The sequence below is a fragment of the Spiribacter halobius genome, assembly GCF_020883455.1.
GTDB lineage: Bacteria > Pseudomonadota > Gammaproteobacteria > Nitrococcales > Nitrococcaceae > Sediminicurvatus > Sediminicurvatus halobius.
On the sequence record NZ_CP086615.1, the window covers coordinates 2,827,767 to 2,843,528 of the forward strand.

The 15,762-nt window shown below is 72.3% G+C and carries 17 protein-coding genes; 1 reads left to right on the plus strand and 16 read right to left on the minus strand.

The genetic code is table 11. The features are described from left to right. Window positions 1-304: 304 nt before the first annotated feature. The 14 genes from adk to LMH63_RS13120 all read right to left on the minus strand — a co-directional run bounded on the left by adk (window position 305) and on the right by LMH63_RS13120 (window position 12,641). Complete coding sequence (gene adk / locus LMH63_RS13055) at window positions 305-955, minus strand: adenylate kinase (RefSeq protein WP_109677305.1); 651 nt, start codon at window positions 953-955, stop codon at window positions 305-307. Between the two features lie 192 nt (window positions 956-1,147). Continuing rightward, the gene (locus tag LMH63_RS13060) at window positions 1,148-1,909 is read right to left on the minus strand and encodes an NRDE family protein (RefSeq protein ID WP_109677303.1); all 762 of its coding nucleotides are present in this window, start codon (window positions 1,907-1,909) and stop codon (window positions 1,148-1,150) included. Between the two features lie 7 nt (window positions 1,910-1,916). Further along, window positions 1,917-3,056: an outer membrane protein assembly factor BamB gene (gene bamB, locus LMH63_RS13065; RefSeq protein ID WP_229332598.1), complete on the minus strand. Its 1,140-nt coding sequence runs from the start codon at window positions 3,054-3,056 to the stop codon at window positions 1,917-1,919. 8 nt (window positions 3,057-3,064) lie between these two features. After that, window positions 3,065-3,694 (minus strand): YfgM family protein, encoded by a 630-nt coding sequence (locus LMH63_RS13070; RefSeq protein ID WP_158280325.1) that lies wholly within the window; start codon window positions 3,692-3,694, stop codon window positions 3,065-3,067. A gap of 17 nt (window positions 3,695-3,711) precedes the next feature. Continuing rightward, window positions 3,712-4,989, minus strand: a complete 1,278-nt coding sequence (hisS, locus tag LMH63_RS13075) for a histidine--tRNA ligase (protein ID WP_109677297.1) — start codon at window positions 4,987-4,989, stop codon at window positions 3,712-3,714. A gap of 93 nt (window positions 4,990-5,082) precedes the next feature. Next, window positions 5,083-6,444, minus strand: a complete 1,362-nt coding sequence (locus LMH63_RS13080) for a RodZ domain-containing protein (protein ID WP_109677295.1) — start codon at window positions 6,442-6,444, stop codon at window positions 5,083-5,085. Continuing rightward, entirely contained in the window at window positions 6,431-7,201 is a 771-nt protein-coding gene (gene pilW, locus LMH63_RS13085; RefSeq protein ID WP_109677293.1) for a type IV pilus biogenesis/stability protein PilW, read from the minus strand. Before pilW ends, LMH63_RS13080 begins: the two co-directional genes overlap by 14 nt. Further along, window positions 7,198-8,328, minus strand: coding sequence for a dual-specificity RNA methyltransferase RlmN (gene rlmN, locus LMH63_RS13090; protein WP_109677291.1), 1,131 nt, complete (start codon window positions 8,326-8,328; stop codon window positions 7,198-7,200). Before rlmN ends, pilW begins: the two co-directional genes overlap by 4 nt. Beyond that, window positions 8,306-8,734: a nucleoside-diphosphate kinase gene (gene ndk / locus LMH63_RS13095; protein ID WP_109677289.1), complete on the minus strand. Its 429-nt coding sequence runs from the start codon at window positions 8,732-8,734 to the stop codon at window positions 8,306-8,308. Before ndk ends, rlmN begins: the two co-directional genes overlap by 23 nt. A gap of 208 nt (window positions 8,735-8,942) precedes the next feature. Continuing rightward, entirely contained in the window at window positions 8,943-9,266 is a 324-nt protein-coding gene (locus LMH63_RS13100) for a HesB/IscA family protein (protein WP_109677287.1), read from the minus strand. Window positions 9,267-9,281: 15 nt separating this feature from the next. Then, window positions 9,282-9,641, minus strand: a complete 360-nt coding sequence (locus tag LMH63_RS13105; protein ID WP_109677285.1) for an iron-sulfur cluster assembly scaffold protein — start codon at window positions 9,639-9,641, stop codon at window positions 9,282-9,284. Window position 9,642: 1 nt separating this feature from the next. Beyond that, window positions 9,643-10,860 carry a cysteine desulfurase family protein gene (locus tag LMH63_RS13110; protein ID WP_109677283.1) on the minus strand — a complete coding sequence of 406 codons (1,218 nt, stop codon included), beginning with the start codon at window positions 10,858-10,860 and terminating at the stop codon, window positions 9,643-9,645. A gap of 4 nt (window positions 10,861-10,864) precedes the next feature. Further along, window positions 10,865-11,725 carry a serine O-acetyltransferase gene (gene cysE / locus LMH63_RS13115; RefSeq protein WP_109677280.1) on the minus strand — a complete coding sequence of 287 codons (861 nt, stop codon included), beginning with the start codon at window positions 11,723-11,725 and terminating at the stop codon, window positions 10,865-10,867. 187 nt (window positions 11,726-11,912) lie between these two features. Continuing rightward, the gene (locus LMH63_RS13120; RefSeq protein WP_109677278.1) at window positions 11,913-12,641 is read right to left on the minus strand and encodes an RNA methyltransferase; all 729 of its coding nucleotides are present in this window, start codon (window positions 12,639-12,641) and stop codon (window positions 11,913-11,915) included. A gap of 109 nt (window positions 12,642-12,750) precedes the next feature. Between LMH63_RS13120 and suhB the strand changes: the two genes are divergently transcribed. Then, window positions 12,751-13,548, plus strand: a complete 798-nt coding sequence (gene suhB, locus LMH63_RS13125) for an inositol-1-monophosphatase (RefSeq protein ID WP_109677276.1) — start codon at window positions 12,751-12,753, stop codon at window positions 13,546-13,548. A gap of 175 nt (window positions 13,549-13,723) precedes the next feature. On the opposite strand, the gene LMH63_RS13130 is transcribed toward suhB, so the two are convergent. Further along, the gene (locus LMH63_RS13130) at window positions 13,724-14,824 is read right to left on the minus strand and encodes a glycosyltransferase family 4 protein (RefSeq protein WP_109677274.1); all 1,101 of its coding nucleotides are present in this window, start codon (window positions 14,822-14,824) and stop codon (window positions 13,724-13,726) included. Then, a complete protein-coding gene (locus tag LMH63_RS13135; RefSeq protein WP_109677271.1) occupies window positions 14,821-15,630 on the minus strand; it encodes a UDP-2,3-diacylglucosamine diphosphatase in 810 nt (269 codons plus the stop codon). The genes LMH63_RS13130 and LMH63_RS13135 overlap by 4 nt, the downstream gene beginning before the upstream one ends. Window positions 15,631-15,762 lie beyond the last annotated feature (132 nt).

A 15,762-nucleotide genomic window follows, 5' to 3' on the forward strand; every position in this document is an offset into this window, starting at 1 on the left:
CGGGCAGTCCGGCGTTGCGCTGCTTGACTGTACCGCGGTACAGCGCTGCGCAGCGCGCCTTGTCTGCACGCGCGCTGTGCGGCCAGAGGCCCGCGGGAAGGGTTCCGCGCTGCCCCTCTCCTGCCCGCCATCTCCACGCCCTCGCTGCGCGAATAGGTGAGATATGCGGGCTAGCACTGGGCGGAATGGCATGGTGGCTCCCGGGTTGCGCAGCCGGGACGGACGGCGTCCGCCCCTAACCTTTCCGATCGCCGCGACCCGGCCCCGGTTCCATGTCGCGGCCCGCCTTCCCCACTCGTGGCGACTACAGTGCGTTCAGGATGCGGCGGCTCACCTCGTCGATGTCGCCGCGGCCATCCACGGTAACGTAGCGCGGTGCGTCCTCACCGCCCTCGCGGGCCCAGCTGGAGTAGTACTCCACCAGCGGGCGGGTCTGCTCGTGGTAGACGGCGAGGCGCTTGCGGACGGTGTCCTCGCGATCATCGTCGCGCTGCACCAGCGGCTCGCCGGTGATGTCATCCTTGCCCGGCTCCTTCGGCGGTGCATGCTCGAGGTGATAGACGCGCCCGGACCCCGGATGACACCGCCGGCCGGCCATGCGGGCGACGATGTCCTCGTCGTCCACGGCGATCTCCACCACGGCATCGATGCGTATGCCCTCGTTGCGCAGCGCATCGGCCTGGGCGATGGTCCGGGGGAAGCCGTCGAACAGGAAGCCGTTGGCACAGTCCGGCTCCGCGATGCGCTCCTTGACCAGGCCGATGATGATGTCATCGGACACGAGCCCGCCGGCGTCCATCACCTTCTTCGCCTCCTGGCCGAGGGGCGTGCCCGCCTTGACCGCCGCACGCAGCATGTCGCCAGTGGAGATCTGGGGGATGCCGTAGTGCTGACACAGGGTTGCGGCCTGGGTGCCCTTGCCGGCGCCGGGCGGGCCCAAGAGGATGATGCGCATAGCGGAGATTCTCCCTGCCGTTTTCGTAGCCGTGGCCCCTGGCCGCCGGCGGCAGCGGGGGTCTTGTCAGGGTGATGGCGGATCGCGGAGCCCGCGCGTCGCGCCGGGCCACCTCTCCTCCTCGTTGGCCGGCAGGCTACCACCCGCCCCGGGGCCCCGCAACGCGGGCCCCCGGGGCCGGCGGACGGTCGCTCAACCCTTGGCGGCGGCGGGCGACAACGCCTCGCGGGTCTCCCCGATGCAGCGACCCTCGGCATCGAAGCGCCGCTCCAGCACCGTCACGCCGCCCTCGGCATCAGCCAGCAGGATCGTGGTGGCACGGGTGCCGTACTCCGGGGAGACGATGAACATCGGCGAGAGCCGCCGCTCCCACTCCGGGCTGAGGCCCGTGTCCGGCAACTCGCCGTGATCCGCGGGACGGCGATCGGCGAGCAGGGCGCAGAGCGACTCCGGATCGGCCACTGGCAGGCTGGCGGCGAGCAACTCGAGGCCACGGCTCACCTTGGGCCAGGGGGTATCCAGCAGGTGATTGCTGAGCCCGTGCAGGCCCGGGTTGACCGGCTGCGGGGGCACGCCCCGGTTGGAGGCGTAGTGGACCGCTCCGGGGCGGCCCCAGAGCAGATTGAATCCGGCGTAGGCCTTGCCGTGGCGGCGCAGGTGCGCGCCCAGGTCCTCCGCGCTCTCCGTGAGGGCGAGCAGCGGCAGTTCGCCGCGGGAACGTCCGCCGCTGGGCCGTTGCTCCGGCTCGCGGTAGTTGGTCACCGCCGCAAAGGCGCCATCCGGCGCGACGGCGAACCACGTGCCGCCGGCCTCCTCGTCGCGGCCTGCCAGCACCCGCGGCTCGCGCCACCAGTGCATGGCGGTGGTCGGTCGGCGGTGGAACTCGTCGCGGTTCGCCGCGATCACCAGCGGCTGGCCGGGCACTGCCTGATGCGCGAGCAGAACCAGGCACATGCCGACGCTACCGCTCGGAGAGCCGCAGGGCCTGGACGCGGCCCTCGAGATCCTGGACGTAGAGACGCTCGCCCGCGACCCGTGGCGCGGCGCTGATGCGCGCGCCGCCCACCCGGTGCCGGACCACGGGACGGCCATCCTCCGGGGCCACCCAGGTCAGATGACCGTCGGAGCCCGCCACCACAACATGCCCCTGGTGCAGGGCCGGCGCGGTGAGCCGCTGACCCTCCAGGGCGTCCATGCGCCAGACGGTGGCGCCGTTGCGCCGGTCGAACGCCCACAGGCGCCCGGAGGCATCGGTCACATAGAGGTTGCTGTCGTCCACGGCGAGACCGCCACCCACCGAGAGCTCGCGGCTCCAGGCGATGCGGCCGTCGTTGAGCGCCACACCGACCACCCGGCCCTGATAGCTCGCGGCGAACAGGTCGTTGCCGTCCACCACCGGGTCCACATCCACGTCCACCATGCGCTCCAGGTCGGTGCGCCCGCGGGGAACGCCCACCGTCGCCTCCCAGGCGGGAGCGCCCTCGCGCAGGGTAAGCGCGCTCAAGCGGCCGTTGTCGAAGCCGACCACCGTGCCACCGCGCACCAGCACCGGGCTTGAGTGCCCGCGCAGGCTCAGCGCCGGCACGTTGCGGTCGTACAGCCAGCGGCGGGCACCACTGTCCGCCGCAAAGGCCACCACGCGGCCATCGTTGCTGCGCACCACCACGGCGCCCTGACCCACCGCCGGCGGCGCCAGCACCTCGCTGGTGGTGCGGGCCTGCCAGCGCTGCTCGCCGGATTCGGCTTCCAGGGCGATGACCTCCCCCTTGGGCGTGCCGACGACCACCAGCCCGTCACCGGCGCCGGGGCCGCCGGAGATGCGGTGCTCCAGCCGTCGGCGCCAGTGGCGCTCACCGCTGTCCGCCGCATAGGCGCTGACGGTGCCATCCGCCGCCGCAGCGAACAGGCGGCCGCCGGCAAGGGCCGGCTCCAGGCGCTGCTCGCGCTCCGCCGCGGGGCCAACCCGGGCCTGCCAGAGAATCTCCACGGCGAGATCGTCGCCGGCCAGCCCCAGCGATGGCGCATCGTCCGCCTCCAGCAGGTCCGGCGTGCCGCAACCGCCTAGGGCAAGCGGCAGCGCGAGCACCAGAGCCCAACGCACCAGCCCCCTCATGAGCTCGGATCCACGCCCAGGTCCGTGAGCTTGACCTGTACCAGGCCGCGGCGCTGGCTGCCGGCCTCCGCCATGGCCTCGCGGTAGGCCTCGATGGCGGCGTCCCGCTCGCCGCTCGCCACCAGCAGGTCGCCGCGCAGCTCCAGATAGCGCGCCCGCAGGGCGCCATCCGGCAGCGGCTCCAGCAGCTCCAGCGCCGCCGCCACCTCGTCCGCGCCGGCCAGTGCCTCGGCCCGGCGCAGCCGGGCGATCTCCACCAGCCCGGCCGGCGCCTCCCGGGAAGCAGCCCAGGCCAGCGTCTCCGCCGCCGCGGCCGCGTCACCGGCGTTCATCTGGGCCCGGGCAAGGCGGAAGCTTGCGAGGATCGCGTAGGGGCTGTCGCCGTAGTCGCTGCGCAGGCTCTCCAGACGGTTTGCCGCCGCCTCCAGATCGCCCTCGCTCACCGCCCCGGCAATGGCGCTGTAAGTCGACGCCGCCGCCGCGGCCTGGCGCTCCTGATAGGCGTTCCACTGCTGCCAGCCGAGCACCGCGGCCACCGCGATCACCACGCCGGCCACCACCGCGCGGCCATTGCGCCGCCACCAGTCGCGGATCGCCTCGAGTTGCTCCTCGTCCTCGTATGCCACGCTCAATCGCTCCCGTCTCAGTCACTCTGCCGGGCCTCGCCGAGCACGTCGGCGAGGCGTGCCACCGGCACCTGCTCCTGGGGGCGCTCGCCCCGCAGGTCCTTGACCGTCACCGCGCCTGCCGCGGCCTCGTCCTCGCCGAGCACCAGGGCAAAGCGCGCCCCGCTGCGGTCAGCACGCCGGAACTGGCTCTTCAGCGAGCCCCCGGCCGTGTTCAGCCGCAGCTGCAGCCCCGGCATGGCGTGGCGCAGCCGCTCCGCCAGGCTCACCGCCTCGCTCTCCAGGGCCTCGTCGGCCACCACCAGGAAGGCGTCCGGCGCCGCCGGCGCCGGGGCCGCTCCGGCCTCCTCCACCAGCGCCACCAGCCGCTCGATGCCGGCGGCGAAACCGATGGCCGGCGTCGGCCGGCCGCCGATCATCTCCACCAGCGTGTCGTAGCGCCCGCCGGCCAGCACCGTCCCCTGTGCGCCGAGCCGGTCGCTCACCCACTCGAAGACGGTCCGCCCGTAGTAGTCGAGGCCGCGCACCAGGCGCGGGTTGACGTGGTACGGCTGGCCGGCAGCGTCGAGCATGGCGCAGAGGCGCCGGAAGTGGTCCGCCGATGCCCCGTCCAGATGATCCAGCAGGCTCGGCGCGCTCTCGATGACCCCGGCCATGGCCGGATTCTTGCTGTCCAGCACCCGCAGCGGATTGGTCTCCAGGCGCCGGCGGGCGTCGTCGTCGAGCTGGTCGGCGTGGGCCTGCAGATGCGCCACGAGGCGCTCACGATAGGCCGCCCGGGCCTCGCTGCTGCCAAGGCTGTTGAGCTCGAGGCGGACGTCATCGAGCCCCAGCGCCTGCAGCAGCCGCCCGCTCATCAGGATGAGCTCCGCATCCAGCGCCGGACCCTCGACGCCGAAGGCCTCCACACCCACCTGATGGAACTGGCGGTAGCGGCCCCGCTGCGGGCGCTCGTGGCGGAACATCGGCCCGGCGTACCAGAGCCGCGGCTGGGCATTGTGCAGCAGCCCGTGCTGGATCGCGGCGCGCACGCAGCCGGCCGTGCCCTCGGGGCGCAGCGTGAGGCTGTCGCCGTTGCGGTCGCTGAAGGTGTACATCTCCTTCTCGACGATGTCGGTGACCTCGCCGATGGAGCGGGCGAAGAGCTCGGTCTTTTCCAGGGCCGGCAGCCGGATCTCCTCGTAGCCATAGGACTCGAGAAGGACCCGGAAGGTGTCCTCGACGAACCGCCAGACCGGCGTGCGGTCGGGCAGGATGTCGGCAAAGCCCCGAATGCTCTGGATCGAAGCGCTCAACGTTGTCTCCACTGTCAGCTTGCGCCGGGCGCATCGCAGCCCGTCCTTACCGCCGCTCCGCGGCTGCGGGCGCGGACCGGTGAGATGGGCGGGCTAGGGGGAGCCCAGGGTGAAGCGGGCGACGCGGTCGCGGGCGTACTGTTCCAGGGGCACCGACTCGCCCTCGCGCTCCAGGCTCACGTTCTGCGTATCGCCCACCACGATCTCGAACGGCGGCACGCCGGCAACCTCGCGCACGCCGCCCTCCTCGAGGCCGAACAGCAGCCGCTCGCCGCGGGCATCCCGGACCTCCATCCAGGACTCGCCGCTGAAACTGAAGCGCAGCGTTTCCTGATCCTCGGCCGCCGGGGCGCCCTGGGTGTCGCCGCCCTGCCCGTCAGCCGGGGCCTCGGTGCCGTCGGCGCCGGCACCCGGGCGCGTCGTTCCCTCGTCGGCCTCGCCGGCCAGCAGGGAATCCGGTTCGACGGGTGCGGCCCCGCTGTCTGCCGGGGCGTCGCCACCGGATGTTCCGGCGGTGGCTGCACTGTCGTCACCCGCGCGGCGGCGCGGCATCGCCTCGGCCGGCGGTGCCGCGTCGCCGAGGCGGGGCTCCGCCGCCGGGGCCTCCGGTGCCGTCGTGTCGGGGCCTGCGGCCTCGTCGTCGGCCAGCTCCTCCGGCGCGGGGGATAGCCCACCGCCATCCGACGCCTCGGGGGCATTCGCATCGGCGTTGTCGCTGTCCCCCGCCGCCGGCGGCTCCACCAGCTCCGGGTCGAATACCGGCTGCTCCGCGGTGCGCCCCGACGCTGCGGTATTGCCATCGACAGGCGGCGGCTCACGCGCGCTCTCGCTGCTGATGCCGGTTTCCGGCTCCGCGGCCGTGCTGCCGTCCGTACGGGGGTCCGGCGCCGCGTCAGCGTCGGCGGTGGAATCGGACGCCTCCGGCGCCAGCGCGAGGTTGCCGTCGCCGTCAGCGGACTCGGTGGCCGGCCCGCTGCCCAGCAGCCGATCGAGCCCCGGCAGTGACCAGTCCCGCTGCTGCAGCAGCCAGGCACCGCCGCCCACCCCGCCGATGACCAGCACCAGCGCCAGGCTCACGGCGAACAGACCGCCGCTGCGACGACGCACGGCGGGCGTCGGGGCCGGGGCGGTGCCGGCATCGCCGACACTGGGCGTCAGCGGTCGGGTGCCGTCGGAGACGCCCATGGCGTCGAACCGCTTCAGGACCTCGTCGTCCGGCAGCTCGAGCAGCCGCGCATAGGCCCGCAGGTAGCCACGCACGAACGTCACCGGCGGCAGGCCGGCGTAGTCGTCCCGCTCCAGGGCGTCGATGGTACGGGCGTCCAGATGCAGGCCGTCGGCGACATCGCCCACGCTCAGCTCCCGGCGCAGGCGCTGGTCCCGCAGCAGCCGCCCGGGGCCCTGTCGTGGCCGGGCGCTCGCCGTCTCCCCCACTTGCGGTTCAGAGTCGGCCATTGCGTTCCCATTCCAGGAGGCGCGCCGCCTCCTCGGATTCCGGATAGCGCTGGCGCAACAGCAGGCTGTAGCTCGCCAGTCGGTCGCGATCGTCAGTGGCCGCCGCAAGGCGGATACCCACCCAGAGTGACTCCGGCGTCTGCCGGTTCACCGCGTCGAGGTAGCGCTCGTAGAAGGCCCGGGCCGAGAGCGAGTCGCCGTCGTCCAGGCGCAGCGCCGCCAGGTTCAGCAGCGCCGTCGGGAAGCGCGGGTTGCGCTGCAGCGCCGCCCGGAAGTAATCCTCGGCCTCGGCCTTCTGGCCGTCCTGCAGCGCGCAGCGCCCGGCGTTGGTCAGCGGCACTTCCGGGCGCTCGTAGAGCGGATTGTCGGCGGCGCGCTCGAAGAGCTCCTGCGCCCGCTCCCGTTCGCCCCGGGCGCAGAGGAAGCGCCCGAAGTTGTTGAGCGCCGCGCCGTTCTCCGGGTCCAGGCGGACCGCCTGCTGATAGTAGCGGCGGGCCTGGTCGGCTTCATCGAGCTGGTTGTAGATCTCGGCGGTCACCATGTGCGCCGGCGAGGAGTCGCCATCCTGCTCGACCGCCTTCTGCGCCTTGCGCAGCGCCTCCTGCAGGTTCCCCTGCTGGAGGTAGCGGATGGCAAGCTGGGTGTTCGCCTCGGAGGCGCGGGCGGCCTGCTCGGACGTCATCGTCGGGTTGCCGGTGGTGGCGCAGCCGGCGAGCAGCGCCAGCAGCACCAGTACCAGGGGTGCGAGCCGCCTCATGCGGAGGCCTCCGCCTGGGCGCCGCGCTTGCCGCGATTGCGGCGGTTGACCACCTGCCCCACGAGCTGGCCGCACGCGCCGTCAATGTCCTGGCCGCGGGTACGGCGCACCGTGGTGATGTAGCCCGCGTCCTGCAGGCCGCGGGAGAAGCGCTCGATGCGCTCCCTCGGCGAGCAGCGATACTCCGTCCCCGGGAACGGGTTGAACGGGATCAGGTTGATCTTGGAGGGAATGCCCTGCAGCAGTGCCGCCAGCTCCCGGCAATGGGCCTCGCTGTCGTTGACGCCATCGAGCATCACGTATTCCCAGGTAATGCGGTGATGCGGCGTGCGCTCGACGTAGTGCCGGCAGGCCTCGAGGAGCTCCGCCAGGGGGTACTTGCGGTTGATCGGCACGATCTCGTCGCGCAGGGCGTCGTTCGGTGCGTGCAGCGACACCGCCAGGCTGATGCGACTGTACTCGGCGAGGCGATAGAGCGCCGGCACGAGACCGACAGTGGACAGCGTCACCCGCCGCCGCGACAGCCCCCAGGCGTGCTGGTCGACCATGAGCTCGGTGGCCGGGACCACGTTGCGGAAATTCGCCAGCGGCTCGCCCATGCCCATCAGCACCACGTTGGTGACGCGGCGCCCGCGGCCCTCGGCGTCCAGCGCCCGGCGGGCGAAGTGCAGCTGGCCGATGATCTCGGCCGTGGAGAGGTTGCGGTTGAAGCCCTGCTTGCCGGTGGAGCAGAACCCGCAGTCCAGCGCACAGCCCACCTGGGAGGAGACGCACAGCGTGCCGCGGTCGCGCTCGGGGATGAACACCGTCTCCACCGCGTTGCCGCCGTCGAGGGCGAGCAGCCACTTGCGGGTGCCGTCCTTCGATTCGCGGTCGAACAGCGCCTGCGGCAGACGCAGCTCGGCGCGCTCGGCGAGCCGTGCCCGCAGGCCCTTGCCGAGGTCCGTCATCGCCTCGAAGTCGAGTACGCCGCGCTGGTGCACCCACTGGGTGATCTGCGTGGCGCGAAAGGGCCTCTCGCCGAGCTCCTCGAGAAACGCGCGCAGGCCGGCGCGGTCCAGGTCAAGCAGATTGACCCGGGCCTCGCCGCCCGCCGGGGCGTTGTCAGCCGCGGGAATGGATCTCATCGTCGCGGAAGAAGAAGGCGATCTCGTCGCGGGCCGTCTCCGGGGCGTCGGAACCATGCACGGCGTTGGCGTCGATGGTCTCCGCCAGGTCGTGACGGATGGTGCCGGCTGCCGCCTCGGCCGGGTTGGTGGCGCCCATGATCTCGCGATTCTTGCGGATGGCCTCCTCGCCCTCGAGGACCTGCACCATCACCGGGCCGGAGGTCATGAACCCCACCAGCGCCTCGAAGAACGGGCGCTCGCGGTGCACGGCATAGAAGCCCTCCGCCTGCTCCCGGCTCAGGTGCAGCATGCGGGCCGCCACTATCCGCAGGCCGGCGGACTCGAACCGGCGATAGATCTCGCCGATCTGGTTCCTGCCGACGGCATCCGGCTTGACGATGGAAAGGGTGCGTTCGACGGCCATGCGCTGACTCCGTGATCCGAGGGCCCGGGAGACGGGCCGGTTACGTTCGGGCCCGCCCGAAGCGCGCCGCGCCCCGACGGCAGTTCACCGGACGGGGCGGGCTCGGCTTCCGCGGCGGGCCCACGATAAAGCCGCGACAGTCTAACCAGCGACCGCCGCCCCGGCAATTGCGCCCTGTCCGCCAGCGGGCGGTGCAGTGCGCGAGTGCTCAGATCGCGAAGCTCTCCCCGCAGCCGCATTCGGCGGTGACGTTGGGGTTGCGAAAGCTGAACCGCTGATTCAGGCCCTCGCGGATGAAGTCCACCTCGAGGCCCTCGAGGAACGGCAGGCTCTTGCGGTCGATCACCACGGTCGCGCCGTGCTGCTCGACGACGGTGTCGTCGTCGCCGATCGCCTCCGCGTAGTCCACCGTATACATGAAGCCGGAGCAGCCGGAGGTCCGCACCCCGAGCCGCAGGCCAACGGCCCCGCCGTGACGCTCGACCGAGCCGCGGATGTGATCGGCTGCCTGCTGCGTGAGCTGGATCGTCATGGGCTGAAGCCCTCCTTAACCGCTGTGGGCGGCCAGTGCCGCCCGTAGTGCGTCTTCCACGCAGAGCGCGTCGCCGCGTGCGGCCACCGGCAGACCGGCGGACTCCGCGATGGCGAGGCCGGTGACGCTGGCGGCCTCGGCCACGCTCTGCCCGGTCAGGTGCTCACCGAGCCAGACTGCCACGCGCAGGGCGTACGGGCCACCGAACACCTCGAACCGTGCCTCGGCGATGCGCTCGCCATCGAGCCGCAGCCAGCAGTCCACCCGCCGGTTGTCCGCCGCGGCGCCCGCGGTACCGTGGTGCCACCCCTCGGCCGGCACCGGTGCGCCCAGCGCCGGGCTGGTGAGGTCAAGATCGTAGCCATCGAGCTGCATTTCAAGCCACCGGCAGCGGGGTCTTGCAGCGATATACCTTGGACAGCGGCACGCCCGTGGCGAGTTCACGGGCCAGCGGCGAGACCCTGCGTAACGCCGGCACCACCTCCCCGAAGCGTGCCAGCACGGCGTCGACCTCGGCCTCCGCGCTGAAGCGCCCGAGGCTGAACCGCACCGCCGCGTCCGCCAGCGCATCCGGGCGGCCCATGGCCCGCAGCACGTGGGAGGCGCCTCCGCCGCTACAGGCGGAACCGTAACCTACAGCCAGCTCGCCGAGCGCGGCGCGCAGCGCCTCGCCGTGCACGCCGGCAAAGCTCACGTTGAGGATATGCGGCGAGCCGTCGTCGCGGCCGTTCAGCACCACGTCACCGAGCGCCCGCAGACCATTGCGCAACCGCCAGTACAGCCCCCGCAGCCGCTCGCGCTCGGACGCCCGCTCGGCCACGGCCAGCCGCAGCGTCTCGGCCAGGCCGACGATCTGGTGCAGCGGCAGCGTCCCCGAGCGCAGCCCGCCCTGCTGGCCACCCCCGTGCAGCAGCGGCGCGAGCCGCAGCCCCGGGCGGACGTAGAGGGCGCCGACACCGGCCGGACCGTGGCACTTGTGGGCGGAGATCGAGACCAGGTCCACCGGCTGGCTGGCCAGGTCCAGAGGCAGCCGCCCGGCTCCCTGGGCCGCGTCCACGTGCATGACGGCGCCCGCCTCCCGCGCCAGCCCGCCGAGTGCCGCCAGGTCCTGCACCACCCCGGTCTCGTTGTTGACCTGGGCGAGGGACACCAGGGCCACGTCGTCGCCGAGGGTTTCGGCCAGGCGCTCGGGCGGCAGGCGCCCGTCCGGCTCGGGGGTGAGGTGGTCCACGCGGAAGCCCAGCGCCCGGGCCGCGCGCATCGGCTCAAGCACGGCTGCATGCTCTGTGCGCAGAGTGACGAGCCGCCGGCGTGGCGTGTCCCGGGCCGCCAGATGCTGCGCCGTGCCGAGGATGGCGAGGTTGTCCGCCTCGGTGGCACCGGACGTCCAGACCACGCCCTCGGGCTCGCCGCCCAGGGCGGCGGCGACGGTCTCCGCCGCCCGGGCGACCTCCGCCCGGGCGCGGCTGCCGGCGGCATGGCTGCTGGCCGGATTGCCGAAGCCGGCCGCGCGGTCCAGACAGGCCAGCATGCGCTCCACCACCCGCGGATCCACCGGCGTGGTGGCGGCGTGATCCAGATAGGGCCCGACCATGAGCCTAGCGCGGGCCGTCGGTCCCGGAGCCGCGGGCGGCGGGGGCCTCGGCGTCGCTGGCGTCCTGGGCGCCCTCCGGCCGGGCCGGCGGCTTCGGCTCCTCGCCGGCGTCGATGCCGCAGTTGTCGAGCTCGGGGATGCGCGTGTCGCTCACCTCGGCACCGAGCTTGCGCAGAGCGGTGCACATCTCCTGCAGCCGGCTGTCCGTCTGGTGGACATGGTCGAGGATGGCGTTGATGGCATTGGCCACCGGGTCCGGCATGTCGCGGGTGGCGCCATAGGCCTCGAAGCCGATGCGCCTAGCCGTCTCCGCGCGGCGGCGGTCGTCCTCGCTGGGGGCGGCCTCGTCACTGCGCCGCCGGGCGACCCGGGCGGGGATGCCGACCATGGTCGCGCCGGCAGGGACGTCCTTCACCACCACGGCGTTGGAGCCGACACGGGCGCCGGTGCCGACGGTGAGCGGGCCGAGGATCTTGGCCCCCGCGCCGACCACGACGTCATTCTCCAGCGTCGGGTGCCGCTTGCCCTTCTCCCAGGACGTACCGCCGAGGGTGACGCCCTGGTACAGGGTGACGTCGTCCCCGATATCGGTGGTCTCGCCGATGACCACGCCCATGCCGTGGTCGATGAAGAACCGCCGCCCGATCCGGGCGCCGGGGTGAATCTCGATGCCAGTGAACCAGCGCGCCAGCAGCGAGAGAAAACGTGCCAGCCAGCGCAGGCCCCGCTGCCAGAGCCAGTGGTTCATGCGGTGCATGAGCAGTGCATGCACGCCGGGGTAGCTGGTCAGCACCTCGAAATGGTTGCGGGCCGCCGGGTCGCGGTCGAAGACGCAGCGGATATCCTCTTTGAGACGATCGAACATGGCCGGTTTCCGGTAGCTGAACGGGGAACGGGCGGGGTGACGGGAGTGGGGCCGCTACCGGCTGCCCGCAGCCGGGCGCCCCCGAGGACAGCAGGCTTGGCGATGCGTCTCGATCATGCCGGAAGTATAACGAGGCGCCGGTCGGCGCGGCCAGCGCCTGCCGCCCCGGTCGATGACAGCGCTGCCGTCAGTCATCCGACGGCAGCCGCCGCTGCAGGCGCTTGAACACGCCCCGCAGCAGGTTGACCTCGTCCGCCGTGGGTCGGGCGCGGTTGAACAGGTTGCGCAGCCGGCGGTGCAGCAGCTCGGCGTTGCCGCCCTCGGCATAGCCGCTCGCCGCCACCAGCGCCTCCAGGTGCTCGAACAGCCCCTCCAGATGGCGCCCGCTCGCCGGCGGCTCCGCCGGCATGGCGACGGGCGCCGGCGCCTCGGCCAGCGCGGCGCGGCGCAGGGTGTAGGCCATGATCTGCACCGCCGCGGCAAGATTGAGCGCCGGGTATTCCGGGTTTGCCGGGATATGCACCAGCCGGTGGCAGTGGCCGAGCTCGGCGTTGGTGAGCCCGGTGCGCTCGCGCCCGAACAGCACTGCCACCGGCCCGGTCTCCGCCAGCGCCAGCGCCGCGGCACCCTCGGGGTCCAGGGCGGGCACCCCGTCCCGCCGCGCCCGGGCAGTCAGCCCCAGCACCAGCGTCGCCCCGGCGACGGCGTCCGCCAGTCGCTCATGGTGCTGCGCCGCGTCCAGGAGGTCGTCGGCATGGGCGGCGGTGGCACGGGCCTGGGCGTCGGGCTCGCAGTCCGGCGCCACCAGCGTCAGCCGCGACAGCCCCATGGTCTTCATGGCCCGGGCGGCGGCGCCAATGTTGCCGGGGTGACTGGTGCCCACCAGCACGAACTCACACTGCCCGAGCGCAGCCATCCGGGAACCGCCGTCGTCGCCATACAGGACCCGGCAGTTTGCTGTTATCCTCCGCCTCCGTCCACTGCCGGGCCGTCCGGCAACCCTGCATCCGATTCGGGAAGCGCCAATGCACCCCATGGTGAACATCGCCGTGCGCGCCGCGCGCAGCGCCGGCAACGTCATCGCCCGGCACATGGACCGGCTCGACCGGGTCAAGGTCGAGGCCAAGGGCGAGAACGACTTCGTCAGCGAGGTGGACCGGCTCGCGGAGGGCGAGATCATCGCCATCCTCCGCCATGCCTATCCGGACCACGGCATCGTCGGCGAGGAGAGCGGCGGCGACGGTCGCGGCGAGTACGTCTGGGTGATCGACCCGCTGGACGGCACCACGAACTTTCTGCGCGGCTTCCCGCATTTCGCTGTCTCCATCGCGCTGAAGTATCGCGGCGCCCTGGAGGTGGGGGTGATCTACGACCCCGTGCGCCAGGAGCTCTGGACCGCCAAGCGCGGCGGCGGGACGACCTTCGAGGGCCGGCGCGTGCGCATCGCGCCCCGGCGCAGCATCGACAACGCCCTGCTCGGCACCGGCTTCCCGTTCCGCCTGCGCCAGCACCACGATGCCTATCTCGGCATGTTCGGCGACGTGCTCGGCCGCGCGGGGGATTTGCGCCGGGCCGGATCGGCGGCGCTGGACCTGGCCTACGTCGCCTGCGGGCGGCTCGACGGCTTCTGGGAGATCGGGCTCAAGCCCTGGGACATGGCCGCCGGTGCCCTCATGATCCGGGAGGCCGGCGGCATCGTCGGCGACTTCGCCGGCGGCGACAACTACCTCGAGACCGGCAACATCGTCGCCGGCAGCCCCAAGCTCTTCGCCGACCTCGTCCGCACCATCCGCCCCCACCTCAACGAAAACCTCCGCGCCTGAGCTGACGTTTTCGACGGGAAGCCGACCGCAAAGACGCAAAGGGCGCAAAGGCGAGAAAACGATTGGCGTAGTGCCGCGTCATTGCCGCGAGCTGCCTGATCGCAAGCTGACTGGGATCACCCGCCGCTGATCGGTGCGACACCCTGCCAGTCGGAGCCAGCCTCTCCCTTCGCGCCTACTTCGTGTCCTTCGCGCCTTTGCGGTTCATTTCCCCGTGGGCGCCCAGCGCAGTAATCGGTGCAAGATAATCGCGGAGCTGGGCGGCGCAGGCGGCCCAGGTGTGTCGGCGAGCATAGGCGATGCAGGCGTCGCGGTCGCAGTGGAGGGCGCGATGGACGGCGGCAGCGAGGTCCTCGTCGAGGGCGCCGGTGATGCCTTCCTGGACCACATCGCGGGGGCCGGTCACCGGGAAGGCCGCCACCGGCACGCCGCAGGCCATGGCCTCGAGCATGGTCAGGCCGAAGGTGTCCGTGCGGCTCGGAAACACAGAGACATCCGCCGCCGCCACATGGCTCGCCAGATCCTCGCCGTGGCGGAAGCCGGCGAAGTGCACCTGTGGATAGCGCGCGCGCAGGCTCGCCAGATCCGGCCCGTCCCCCACCACCAGCTTGCTGCCCGGCAGCGACAGGCGCAGGAAGGCCTCCAGGTTCTTCTCCACCGCGACACGGCCGACGTATAGCGCCACGGGCCGCGGCAGGTCGAGGAAGCCCGGCGGCCGCGGCCGGAACAGCGTCGTGTCCACACCCCGGCTCCAGACGGCGAGATGCCGGAACCCCCGGGCCGAGAGCTCGTCGCGCATGGAGGCCGTCGGCACCAGGGTGCGCACTGCCGGCGCGTGGAAGCGGCGCAGCCAGCCGTAGGTCCAGCGCTCGGGGATCGGGGCACGCAACCGCACGTACTGCGGGAAGCGCGTGTGGTAGGCGGTGGTGAACGGCAGCCCCCGCCGCAGGCACCAGCGCCGCGCCGCCCGACCCACCGGGCCTTCCGTAGCGATGTGCACCGCCTCGGGTGTGAAGGCCGCAAGCGCCGCGGCAACGGCGGGATAGGGTCGCAGCGCCAGGCGGATGTCGGGATAGGTGGGCAACGCCACCGTGCGCTGGCCCTCCGGAGTGAGCCAGAGCACCCGGCAGCCGTCCGCCTCCAGCGCCTCGCCCACGCGAGTGAGCGTGGTCACCACGCCGTTGACCTGGGGCCGCCAGGCGTCGGTGGCGATGGCGATGCGGGTGGGGCGTTGCGCGGTCGGGTCGCTGGCGGGGGCCGTCGCCGCCGCGCTCATGCCGCCTCGCCGGCCAGCGGCGCGGCGTGGCTTTTCACCGTCTCCCGCACATCGCTCCAGCGCAGCAGTTTCAGGTGCCCGTCCGCCGTCTCCACCAGCGCCGTGCAGCTCTCCACCCAGTCACCGTCGTTGCAGTAGAGCACGCCGTGGCGCTCGGCAATCTCGGCGTGGTGGATGTGGCCGCAGACGAGACCATCCACCCCCTGCTGGCGGGCCTCGTGGGCGAGGGCCTGCTCGTAGTTGGCGATGTACTGCATCGCGTTCTTGACGCGGTGCTTGAGGTGGGCGGCCAGCGACCAGTAGGGAAAGCCGAAGGCCTGGCGGACGCGGTTGACCCAGTGGTTGGCCCGGATCAGCGCGCCGTACATGCGGCTGCCGAGCATCGCCACCAGCCGGCTGCACTGCACCACGGTGTCGAACTCGTCGCCGTGGAGCACCAGCATGCGCCGACCGTCGGCGCACTCGTGGATCGCCTGCAGGCGGATCTCCACCCCCTCGATGTTGGTGCCCGCGTAGGTGCGCATCAGCTCGTCGTGGTTGCCGGGGATATAGGTCACCGGCGTCCCCGCGCGGGCACGGGCGAGGATGTTCTGCACCACGGCGTTGTGGCTTTCCGGCCAGTGCACCCCGCGCCGGCGCATCTCCCAGATATCGAGGATGTCGCCGACGAGGTAGAGCTCGTCGCACTCCACCGATTCGAGGAAGTCCAGCAGAAAGTCGGCGCGGGCGCCGCGGAAGCCGAGGTGGGTGTCGGAGAGGAAGATCGTCCGGAAGCGCAGTGGCTTCAGCAGCCGGACATCGGTCATGGGCCCGTCCCCTGGTCGATGTTCGGCGCCGATCCTGCGCGCGTCGTGTTAAGCCCTCATGATGCCCGGAAGAGGTTTTCGTGACAGTTGCACGGTCCAGCCCGCCGGTTCAGCCCGCGTATCTCACCGCTT